The sequence below is a fragment of the Rhodococcus sp. NPDC059234 genome (genome assembly GCF_042754225.1).
Classification (GTDB): Bacteria; Actinomycetota; Actinomycetes; order Mycobacteriales; family Mycobacteriaceae; genus Rhodococcus_G.
In genome coordinates, this window is the sequence record NZ_JBHZAH010000218.1 from 1 (window position 1) to 1,705 (window position 1,705).

A 1,705-nucleotide genomic window follows, 5' to 3' on the forward strand; every position below is an offset into this window, starting at 1 on the left:
CGGTCGGGGATATCGATCTGCTCGGTGTGGGTGAGCGGGAGCTGGTGTTGCGGGAGTGGAACGCGACCGATGCGCCTGTGCCTGTGGGGACGTTGGATTCGTTGTTCGCTGATCAGGTTGTGCGGACGCCGGATGCGGTTGCGTTGGTCGGTGGTTCGGAGTCGCTGACGTACCGGGAGTTCGATGCTCGGGTCGATGCTGTTGCGCGGCATCTGATCGGCCTCGGTGTCGGGGTCGAGTCGCGGGTGGTGTTGGCGATGCGGCGGTCGGTCGAGCAGGTGGTCGCGATGTATGCGGTCATTCGTGCCGGTGGTGCGTATGTGCCGGTGGATCCGGATCAGCCGGCCGAGCGGGTCGGGTATGTGGTCGAGACGGCCGATCCGATGCTGGTGTTGGTCGATGCCGACCTGGGTGAGATCTCGTTCGGGCGGCCGGCGGTCGTGGTCGCCGACGTCGACCTGTCCGATGGTGGGCCGGTGACGGCTGCGGATCGGATCGGTGTGTTGGGTCCGCAGAACACGGCGTATGTGTTGTTCACGTCGGGTTCGACGGGTCGGCCGAAGGGTGTCGCGGTCTCGCATGCGGCGGCGGTGAACCAGTTGGTGTCGATGCAGGCGGAGTACGGGCTCGACGAGCGGGATTCGGTGTTGCAGAAGACGCCGGCGACGTTCGATGCGTCGGTGTGGGAGTTCTTCTGGCCGCTGCAGGCCGGTGCCCGGTTGGTGCTGGCGTCGGCGGATGGTCATCGGGATCCGCAGTATCTGGCGGCGGTGCTGGTGGAGCAGTCGGTGACGACGGTGCAGTTCGTGCCGTCGATGTTGCCGATGGTGTTGGCGGCGTTGCCGGAGGCGGGGACGCCGGCGTTGCGGCGGGTGTTCGCCGGTGGCGAGGCGTTGTCGGCTGCGGTGGCGGCGGAGTTCGCGCGGGTCACCGGTGCTGCGGTGCACAACCTCTACGGTCCGACCGAGGCGGCGATGCAGGTCACTCGTCGGGAGGCGACTGCGGCGGATGCGGTGGTCGTGCCGATCGGTGGGCCGGTCGAGGGCACGAAGGTGTTCGTGCTCGATGGGCGTCTGCGTCCGGTTCCGGTGGGTGTGCCGGGTGAGTTGTATCTGGCGGGTGTGCAGTTGGCCCGTGGCTACCAGTCGCGGCCGGATCTGACGGCGGAGCGGTTCGTGGCGAACCCGTTCGCCGGTGGTGAGCGGATGTACCGGACCGGTGACCTGGCGCGGTGGACGTCGGCCGGTGAGCTCGAGTTCGTGGGGCGTAGTGACTTCCAGGTGAAGTTGCACGGTCTGCGGATCGAGCTCGGTGAGGTCGAGGCGGCGTTGGCTGCGGATCCGTCGGTGGGTCAGGCGGCCGCTGCGGTCGTCGACACCGTGGCGGGCAGGCATCTGGTCGGTTACGTGACGGCGGCTGCCGAGGCGGTCGTCGATGTTGCCGCGGTGACCGCGACGGCTGCGGACCGGTTGCCGGCGTACATGGTGCCGTCGCAGATCATGGTTCTCGACGAGTTCCCGGTGACGTCGAGCGGCAAGCTGGATCGGAAGGCGTTGCCGGCGCCGGTGTTCGCGGCGGCGGAGTTCCGTGCTCCGGTGTCCGAGGTCGAGCGGGTTGTGGCGTCGGTGTTCGGGGAGTTGCTCGGTGTCGAGCGGGTCGGTCTCGACGACGACTTCTTCGGTCTGGGTGGCAACTCGCTGATCGC

The 1,705-nt window shown here is 68.0% G+C and carries 1 protein-coding gene; it reads left to right on the forward strand.

The features are described from left to right. The coding region (locus tag ACFXGJ_RS24360) for an amino acid adenylation domain-containing protein (RefSeq protein WP_378625844.1) at window positions 1-1,705 on the forward strand (1,705 nt) is incomplete at both ends.